This is a genomic window from Variovorax sp. P5_A3, assembly GCF_056400665.1.
The window spans coordinates 34927-43484 of the sequence record NZ_JBFUKW010000040.1 but is presented as its reverse complement, the minus strand read 5'-3'; the positions used below and the strand labels follow the sequence as shown (position 1 = coordinate 43484).

The 8558-nt window shown below is 63.4% G+C and carries 11 protein-coding genes and 1 pseudogene; 8 read left to right on the top strand and 4 right to left on the bottom strand.

Annotation, left to right across the window (positions count from 1 at the left end):
• Together AC1D3B_RS34100 and AC1D3B_RS34095 are read left to right on the top strand one after the other, a co-directional pair.
• A pseudogene (locus AC1D3B_RS34100) lies at positions 1-204 on the top strand (tyrosine-type recombinase/integrase); the annotation flags it as partial.
• A 179-nt stretch (positions 205-383) separates the two neighbouring features.
• Complete coding sequence (locus AC1D3B_RS34095; protein ID WP_478195098.1) at positions 384-908, top strand: H-NS family nucleoid-associated regulatory protein; 525 nt, start codon at positions 384-386, stop codon at positions 906-908.
• A gap of 101 nt (positions 909-1009) precedes the next feature.
• Here AC1D3B_RS34095 and AC1D3B_RS34090 read toward each other — a convergent pair whose 3' ends face one another.
• The 4 genes from AC1D3B_RS34090 to AC1D3B_RS34075 are packed head-to-tail and all read right to left on the bottom strand — an operon-like array spanning position 1010 to position 3349.
• On the bottom strand, positions 1010-1318 hold the full coding sequence (locus tag AC1D3B_RS34090; protein WP_478195097.1) for a hypothetical protein: 309 nt from the start codon (positions 1316-1318) through the stop codon (positions 1010-1012).
• Positions 1302-1652 carry a hypothetical protein gene (locus tag AC1D3B_RS34085; RefSeq protein ID WP_478195096.1) on the bottom strand — a complete coding sequence of 117 codons (351 nt, stop codon included), beginning with the start codon at positions 1650-1652 and terminating at the stop codon, positions 1302-1304. The genes AC1D3B_RS34090 and AC1D3B_RS34085 overlap by 17 nt, the downstream gene beginning before the upstream one ends.
• 3 nt (positions 1653-1655) lie before the next feature.
• Positions 1656-2564: a ParB/RepB/Spo0J family partition protein gene (locus AC1D3B_RS34080; protein ID WP_478195095.1), complete on the bottom strand. Its 909-nt coding sequence runs from the start codon at positions 2562-2564 to the stop codon at positions 1656-1658.
• On the bottom strand, positions 2561-3349 hold the full coding sequence (locus tag AC1D3B_RS34075; RefSeq protein ID WP_478195094.1) for a ParA family protein: 789 nt from the start codon (positions 3347-3349) through the stop codon (positions 2561-2563). The genes AC1D3B_RS34080 and AC1D3B_RS34075 overlap by 4 nt, the downstream gene beginning before the upstream one ends.
• Positions 3350-3674: 325 nt before the next feature.
• Between AC1D3B_RS34075 and AC1D3B_RS34070 the strand changes: the two genes are divergently transcribed.
• The 6 genes from AC1D3B_RS34070 (at position 3675) to AC1D3B_RS34045 (ending at position 8558) form a co-directional block, all read left to right on the top strand.
• A complete protein-coding gene (locus AC1D3B_RS34070; protein WP_478195093.1) occupies positions 3675-4244 on the top strand; it encodes a hypothetical protein in 570 nt (189 codons plus the stop codon).
• Positions 4245-4308: 64 nt separating this feature from the next.
• The gene (locus AC1D3B_RS34065; protein WP_478195092.1) at positions 4309-4611 is read left to right on the top strand and encodes a hypothetical protein; all 303 of its coding nucleotides are present in this window, start codon (positions 4309-4311) and stop codon (positions 4609-4611) included.
• The gene (locus AC1D3B_RS34060; RefSeq protein WP_478195099.1) at positions 4494-4925 is read left to right on the top strand and encodes a TrbC/VirB2 family protein; all 432 of its coding nucleotides are present in this window, start codon (positions 4494-4496) and stop codon (positions 4923-4925) included. Before AC1D3B_RS34065 ends, AC1D3B_RS34060 begins: the two co-directional genes overlap by 118 nt.
• A gap of 9 nt (positions 4926-4934) precedes the next feature.
• Positions 4935-5300, top strand: a complete 366-nt coding sequence (locus AC1D3B_RS34055) for a VirB3 family type IV secretion system protein (RefSeq protein WP_478195091.1) — start codon at positions 4935-4937, stop codon at positions 5298-5300.
• An 11-nt stretch (positions 5301-5311) separates the two neighbouring features.
• On the top strand, positions 5312-7831 hold the full coding sequence (locus AC1D3B_RS34050) for a VirB4 family type IV secretion/conjugal transfer ATPase (RefSeq protein ID WP_478195090.1): 2520 nt from the start codon (positions 5312-5314) through the stop codon (positions 7829-7831).
• Positions 7824-8558 (top strand): TrbJ/VirB5 family protein, encoded by a 735-nt coding sequence (locus AC1D3B_RS34045; RefSeq protein ID WP_478195089.1) that lies wholly within the window; start codon positions 7824-7826, stop codon positions 8556-8558. The genes AC1D3B_RS34050 and AC1D3B_RS34045 overlap by 8 nt, the downstream gene beginning before the upstream one ends.

Genomic DNA, 8558 nt, shown 5'->3' with positions numbered 1-8558 from the left:
CATTACTCGGCAACACGGCAGTTGCTCGCGGACGCGGGTCTCGATGGCAACGAAGGCGGAACCTTCAAGCTTCGACACACCTTCGCGATGCGCCAACTGCGACGCGGAACGGCGCCCGCGGAAGTCGCTCGGTGGCTGGGTGTCGAGGTCGCAGTGATGGATCGCTACAGGCACGTCGTGAGCGGCCCGATAGATGTCGTCTGAGCGAGTGCGAAACGCAACGCGTGAAGACTGTCAGCTTCAATTGCATTGCCACACTCTTGCGGCAGCAATTGCTATACACGGCGCCGGATTTGCCATATTCGACACTTCCGCAATAGGAGTGGCAGAATCGGGCCTAGAGAGTCTTCAGTACTCTCGTTCTTGAAACACTAAAGCAAGCAATGGCACAAACCTATAAGCAGATCCAAAAACAGATCGAGCAACTTCAACGCCAGGCCGATGCGTTGCGTGACAGCGAGATCAAAGGTGTCGTCGACCGCATCAAGGTCGCGATCGCGCACTACGGACTGACCGCCGCCCATCTGGGCCTGGACTCCACCGCCAAGAAAGTTGTCGGGAAGAAAGGCAGCAAGGCCCGGGCCCAGTTCAGCGATGGCGCCGGCAATGTGTGGTCAGGCCGTGGCCCGCGCCCACGTTGGCTGCGCGAAGCCCTCGCGTCGGGACGATCCATCGAGGAGTTCAAGTCGGGATCGACGATCAGGTCAAAGCTCGCCTCGGCCGTCGACAAGATGGAAGCAGCCGCGCCGGCCAGCAAAGCACCCGGGAAGAGGGCCAAGCGTGCCCCCTCCAAGGTTCACTACAGCGATGGCGCCGGCAATTCGTGGACCGGCCGCGGTCCGAAGCCCGGATGGCTCAAGGCCGGCCTCGATAGCGGCAAGACGCTTCAGGATTTCTTGAGTAAGTAGCCGGGCCGCGCGGGGTGGGCCGAGCGATCGACAATTCCGGACATTGCCGATCCAGGTCTCTGCCTCCGAAGGACCTCGCAAACGTTGCGGGTCGCATAAACTCACTTTTGCGGTTCGACCAGTTCGCTCATCTGCAGGTCGAACAGTTCGCTGATGGCTTGGACCAGCTCCGCGGGACCTCGCAGCGTGACCTCCGTATAGCCAGGAGGCAACTCATAGCTGGCGACGACCTTGGTCACCATCCGGCGTATGGCATAGATGCGCTGGTGAATGACGGCGTACTCCAGCGCCAACTTCCTCGGTTTTTCCTCATCCAGGAACAGACGCCGCGCGATTTCCATGGTGCGATCGTCGAAACGGCGCTCACGCGCGACCCGATCGAGCAAGTGCTTGTCAACAACGGTGGTCATGATCCGGTGGCAGTGTCATGAAAAGGCTCATCAGCCCCAAGAATAGCCAATAGAGCATGAGCGCCCCCACGGAGAACGCCAGCATTCCCCAGCGCGGGAACCGCGGGTCGCCGATCAGGAAGCCGAAGATCAGGGTGACCATGAAGCCGAGGAATGCGATCGGTACGAGCGTCGCACGCAGAATCGGCTCCGTCAGCACAAGCATCGCACAGCACGCGATCCGCACGATCTGCCATGTGACGAAGATCGACACGAACATGATCCGCGTGGCGATCGAGCGCGCAGGCGCGATCGCGGCACTGCCTCGCACGCCGCTTCGAGTCGCGTTTCTCATGAGTTATTCCTCCGTGGCCCAGCACACGAGGCGCAAGTCCGGCAGTCGGACCATGTCACGGCTTCCATCGCCATAGCGCACCTCGGCCAGGTCCTTGTCGTGTGCCTTCAGTCGCAGCGAACCCCGACGGCCGCCGTGCTCGACGATCAGGACAGTCCGGCCCGCGCTCGACGGAGACTTGGTGAAGGGATCTGCCGCCTTGTTTCGGTCCTCGTGCCTTGTGGCGGTCGCTTTGCGATCCAGGAGCGCCTCCAGGCTGCCGCGCGTGACCACGCCCGGGCCGGTGAGCAAGGCCTCGGTCTCGGCGGGCTTGTTCCTCATGGCCACCGCCAACTGGTAGAGCAGCCGCCGGTCGGCGTTCACCCGGCCTTCATCGAAGGCAGCCCGCAACGCCGGCGCAGCGTCCACCAGGCAAGCGACCTCAGTGATGAATGATCTCGGCTTGTTGAGCTTGCGAGCGATCTCGGCGCGTGTTTGGCCTTCTTTTTCCCGCTCGGCAATGAAGTCCGCCAGATCAAACGGTGACATGGCATCGCGGTGCAAGTTCTCTGCCGCCTGCGCGTACGGATCCACACGCTCATCGATGAAGGCGGGAATGCAGGCAAGTCCACCCCGCGTTGCGGCGCGCACCCTGCGCTCGCCCCTGTTCACGATGAAGCGGCCTGGCCGGTCCGGGTGCGTTCGTAACGAGACTGGCTCCAGGACGCCGTGCGTCGCGATGGATTGCGCAAGCTCCTGAATCGTCGCCTCGTCCAGAGTACGGCGCGGCTGCGACGGGTCGAAATCGATCAGCGTCAGCGCCACCTGAAGCGGCGTGCCGTCGGAGCTCGCTTTCCCGATGTCGACGAGCAAGTCACTGGCCCGAAACTGATCCAATCCGCTCAGGTCGAGCGAATTGACATGGTGGTTCATACGGCGCTCTCCTTGATGGCACTCGAGGCTTCGACGGCGTCGATGCGCTCCTTGAGCAGGTCGAAGACATGCATCACCTCCGCGCCCGCTTCGCGCGCCGAGGTCTTGGCAAGCTGCCAGACCGGCACGCCATCTGCCAGCCCTTCGGGAATCGCGGATCGCGTCGAGATCTTGCCCGGCAGGACGAAGTCCCCGTAGTGCGCCATCAGGTTGCCGATTGACGCCTTCTGGCGCACGGAATGCGGGTTGAATCGATTCGCCACGATGCCAGCCATGCGCAAGGCCGCGTTGTATCGCTTCTGAATGCCGAAGATCGTCCTGAGCATGTCCGTCACGCCATCGATGCTGTACTCCTCCAGTTCGATCGGGCAGGTCACGTGCGTGGCGGCGATCAGCGCCGCACTCATGCGCAAGCCCAGCGCCGGCGGCGTGTCGATCACCACGGAATCGAATGAGTTGATCAGCGCCAAGACCTGCCTGCGAAACGCCGGGATGACGAGGGCCGGCTTGGCCAGTTCGAGGTCCGCAAGCCGCTTGCTCCCCGCAATCAGCACGATGGAGGATGGGGTCGCCTTGGGCAGTGCGATCGGCCGGTCATCGAACAGGGTCGCCGCCTCCAGGCCACTTTCGAAACGCCGAAGGGACTTCGACGCGTTGGACTGCGTGTCGAGGTCGATGACGCAGACGCGCTCGCGATGTCGCTCGGCCAGCCAGTGCGCGAAGAGTATCGCCAGCGTGGATTTTCCGACGCCGCCCTTTTGATTGGCGAAGACCACAACGTTCACGGTTCACTCCTTCACTGAATGAGAACCTTCGTTTGATTCGCTCGCAATCCCGAAACCGCTGGTTTCACAATCGCGGCCGTTTCGCCCGTCCGGCGTATTGAGGAGTGGTCTTCGCCGCTCTACGATTTCGATCAGATGCACAGCTGGTTCAAAGACGGAGCGCTTCACCCTCTGTCCTCGAACGAATGCCCGATTGCCGAGTCAGCGCAATCGAAAGCATATTTCCATCAAATCTACTTGTCTATAGTGCTATACCGTTCTGTAGCAACTGAGTCATCTAGAAAAAGTCGTTGACGGCGACCGCGACTCGTGAAACAGTGCGCTCATGATCGCCGTGGATCGTCAACGCATCGATGTTGTGTTGAAGGGATGGAGAGGGCCCGCTGCATCGCTCTGCCTGTCCTTCTCGTTGCTCATGGTCGGATCTCACGCGAGATCCGAGCCGCTGCCCACGACAGTCAGCGCCGCAGAGCAGGGAACGCGCGACACCGAGCGACTTCGCATCCTGCGCGACGAGCTCACGAAGTCCGAAGCAATGGCCGGCGAGCTAGCGCGCCGCAAGGCAGAGCGCCTGGCAGCCGCGGACATGATCGGCGCTGATGACGCAGAGCAGCAGCGCGTCCGAACGCTGAGTGACATCGAAGCGTTGAAGCGGGAGATCGGTGGCGCTTCAGAGTCCCGGCCGAGTCCGAGGTTGGTGGCGAAGCCATCCGCGCAGTTGGCCAAGGTCGTGGCAGCCAGGGCGATTCCGCCCGCCGCCTGGTGGGACGTCTACGCCAAGCCGAGGCGCGGCGGCACGCCCACGCCCACGCCCACGCCCTCTTCGTTCGCGGAGCCGTCTGCCAAGGACGCCAGCGACGGCGCCCCTACGAAAACGTCCCATCGCCTGGAGTGAAGCGCCATGGTCTGTCTTTCCTTCGATCAAAATCCTGCGCCACCCGGAAGAGAAAAGGAAAGCCATGGCAACGACCCGTCGGGGTGCGTCCAAGAGCGCGAAGATCGAACCCGAAACGCCGCTGAACGAAGTGAGCAGCCTGGAACTGCTCGAGTTGTTCCATCGCAAGGCGATCCTCGAGATCATCGTGGTCGAGACCGAGCCATTGCGCTATCGCCTGCAGGCCCTCATCTCGTGGCGCTCGGGTCGCTGGACGCTGATGGGCACGCGGGGGCCGAGAACCTTTCGCAGCCTGGATACGCTCGCCATTCACCTCAAGACGATCGGCATCGGCCGCACGATCACGCGAATCGAACTCCTGAGCTGAACGACGCTCGCAGCGTTCGGTCTCGGCAACCGCGCCGGTCGCCGCTCTGGCTCCTGCTGGTCGCGGTCCTGGCAGCGCTGGCCCCCACCCTCAGCTGGGCCGGCAGCCCCTTCGCGACCGGCGCCAACGCCACCCAGACGCAGCTCGTGTCGATCCTGACACCTCTTGCGGCCGTGGCGGTCATGGTGTCTGGCGTCATGGCCTGGTTTGGCCGCATCAGCTGGTTTTGGATGGTCGGCGTGGTACTTGGAACGGTGCTGGTCTTCGGCGGTCCGCAGATCGTCTCCTGGATCCGCGGCATGTTCGGTGTCTAGGAGCTTCCCATGGACCGCAACCAAGGCATCGTCGCCGACACCCTCTTCGTCGGGATGACCCGGCCCTCGATGATCTGGGGCGTGACCTACTCGGCCATGATGTTCAACGTCATCCTCACGACCGAGTCTTTCATCGTGACGAAGAACCTGGTCTGGTTGCTGGCGTTCCTGCCGATTCACGGGGTTCTGTACCTGGTCTGCCTCTACGAGCCGCGCTTTTTCGACCTGCTGCAGCTCTGGGGCCGCACGCGCCTGCCGGCCCTGTTGGGAGGCAACCCACGCTACTGGGGGGCGAATTCGTACAGCCCGCTCACGCTCGACCTGCCGGACCTGAAGGGGCGAAGGCGCAGATTGCCCGAGGGCGTGCTCCTTTAGCGGAGAAGCAGATGTCACGCACCCTGCGCAACGAACGGACGCTGCGGCGCGAGGTCGGGGCTGCGTCCATGATCCCGCTCGTCGCTCACGTGGACCAGCACGTCGCGAAGACCCGCGCCGGCGACTATGTCCAGACCCTGCGTCTTGCCGGCGCGAGTTTCGAGAGCGCCGACGACGAGGACATCAATGGCTGGCACGAGCGCCTGAACGTGCTCTGGCGCAATATCGCCTCGCCAAACCTCGCGCTCTGGGCCCACGTGATCCGGCGGCGGGAGACGCGCTATCCGCACGGCCGAACCATTCCCGGCTTCGCCCGGGATGTGGAGGAACGCTACCGGCGCAAGATGGCCGGCGAGCGCGTCATGGTCAACGAGCTCTATCTGTCCCTCGTCTATCGCCCGCAGCCGACGCGCATCGGCAACTTTGCGCTTCGGTTCCTGAAGAAGGCGGACCGCGACGGCGAGCGAGCAGAACTGGTCGATTCTCTGGAGGCCTGCGCCAAGATGCGGCAGGAGCTCCTGGCCGCCCTCGAGCGCTACGAACCCGAGGCCTTGGGCGTCTACCGCCTGGACGGCAGCGAGGTGCTGTTCTCGTCGCTGTTGGAGTTTCATGGAATCCTCATCAACGGCGAATGGCAGCGCATGCCGCTGCCGCGTGCGCCGCTCAACGAGGTGCTGGCCACCAGCCGGCCCTTCTTCGGCAACGAGGCCATGGAATATCGCACGGGCACCCAGACCCGCGTAGGCGCCTTCCTTGGAATCAAGGAGTACCCGACGCCCACCGCCCCAGGGATGTTCGGCTCCCTCCTGACGGCTTCCTTCCCCTTCGTGCTGACTCAGAGTTTCACCTTCCTTCCCAAGGGAACGGCGACCGACATGATGGGTCGCCAGCACAACCGCATGGCCGCCGCGGGCGACATGGCCGTGTCGCAGGCGGAAGAGCTCAAGGATGCGCTGGACGACCTCATGAGCAACAGGTTCGTGGTCGGGGACCATCACTTCACGTTGCACGTGCTGGCCGACACCTTCGACGGCGTCAGCGAGGCCGAGGGGCTCCCGAGGCTGAAGCAACTCAACGACAACGTGGCGCGTGCGCGCTACCTGTTGGGAGATACCGGCATGGTCGTCGCGCGGGAGGATCTGGCACTGGAAGCGGCCTTCTGGTCCCAACTCCCCGGCAACTTTGCCTTCCGTACGCGCAAGGCGCCCATCACGAGCCGCAACTTCGCGGCAATGTCCCCCTTCCACAACTACCCGACCGGCCGCGCGCAGGGGAATTTCTGGGGCGACGCGCTGACCGCATTCGTCACGCGGGCGGGGTCGATCTACTACTTCTCGCTGCATGCGAGCGACCCGTGTCGCCCCGACGGCGGCAGCCGGCGCGACGTCGGCCACATCACGGGCCTCGGCCCGGTCGGAACGGGCAAGACGACGTTTCTCGGGTTCTGCCTGACCGCGATCTGCAACCGGCTGGATGCGACCCAGGTGATCTTCGACAAGGACGAAGGCCTTCACATCCTGATCGCCGCGCTGGGCGGCCAGTACCTCCCGCTCAGGAACGGCGCCCCGACCGGCTGCAATCCCCTGCAGCTGGATACCGCCATCGCAGACAACGTCGAGTTCATGCGCCAGTGGCTGCGCCGCCTGGTCCTTCGGTCTCCGACAGACGTCCTGTCCGTACGACAGGAGGAGGACCTGGAACAGGCGCTCAAGGGCACGCTGCGGCTCGATGCACCGTTCCGGCGGCTGTCGCGCCTCGCGTCCTTCCTCGACGTGACCGATCCAGAGGGCATGCACGCCTGTCTGCGCCCGTGGTGCGCCTCCGAGCATGGCGACTACGCCTGGGTGTTCGACAACCCCAGTGACGAGGTCGCACCGCTTCTCGACCGGCATGCCCTGGTCGGCTTCGACGTCACCGACTTTCTGGACAACGAAGTAGTGCGAGCACCCTTGACCATGTACCTCTTCCACCTGGTCAACCGGATGGTGGACGGGCGGCCCCTGGTCTGCTGGATGGACGAATTCGCCAAGCTCCTGAACGATCCGGCCTTCGCCAAGTTTGCCAAGAACGGGCTGGAGACCTGGCGCAAGAAGAACGCGAACATCGCCACCTTCACCCAGAGCACCAGCCATGTGCTCGACTCCGGCATCGCACGTGCGATCGTCGAGCAGACGCCGACCAAGATCCTGTTTCCCAATCCGGAGGCCGACTACAAGGAATACACCGAAGGCTTCAACCTGACCGACCGGGAATTCGCGCTGATCAAGCAGGAGTTGGAGCCGGGGTCGCGACAGTTCCTGATCAAGCAGAACCACGTGAGCGTCGTTGCCCAACTGGACCTGCAAGGCTTCGACGACATGCTGCACGTGATCTCGGGCCGCACCGCCAATGTCCGGTTGATGCGCCGTCTCATCGAGCAGCACGGTCCGAACCCGGAGCAGTGGCTGCCGCACTTCCGCGCGGCTGTGGCTGCGAGCGGATCCGCCGCCCTTCCCCATCCCGTTCCAGTCAAGGAGGTCTCCCATGCGTAAGCAGCTCATTGGCTTCGTGATCGCCGCCGCGGCGGTGTTCACTCCCCTGCACGCGCATGCGGGAATCCCGGTGATCGACATGGCCGCGGTGGCCAACCTGATGCAACAGTTGGGTGCCTGGCAGCAGCAGCTCTCCGGCATGCAGAAGCAATACGACCAGCTCAGGCAGTCGAACACCCAACTGCAGCAGACCTACAGCGCCCTGACCGGAACCCGCGGGATGGAGCAGCTGTTGCCAATGCCCTATGAAGCTCGCAACTACCTGCCGTCGAGCTACAGCGACCTGATGAACACGATCAACGGTGCCTCTCCCGGGTACTCGGGCCTATCCAGCCAGATCCAGTCGATCATGCGCGCGAACAGCATCCTCACGCGTTCGCAGATGGACGCGCTGAGCCCGGAGATGCGACAGGTCGTCGAGCAGGGCCGGCAGGCAGCAGCCATGCTGAGCGGTACCACGCAGGCCGCTTATCAGAACACGGGCCAGAGGTTCTCGGCCCTGCAGCAACTGATCGATCGCATAGGAACTTCGCAGGATCCCAAGGCGATCCAGGATCTTCAAGCCCGGATTCAAGCGGAGCAGAACATGCTCACGAACGAGCAGACCAAGCTCCAGGGCTTGTATGAGGCAGCACGTAGCGAGGAGTTGGCACAGCAACAGCGAATTCGCGAGCGGGCAATGACAGACGTCGGCACTGTGAAATCGATGTCGTCTGTCACCTACTGA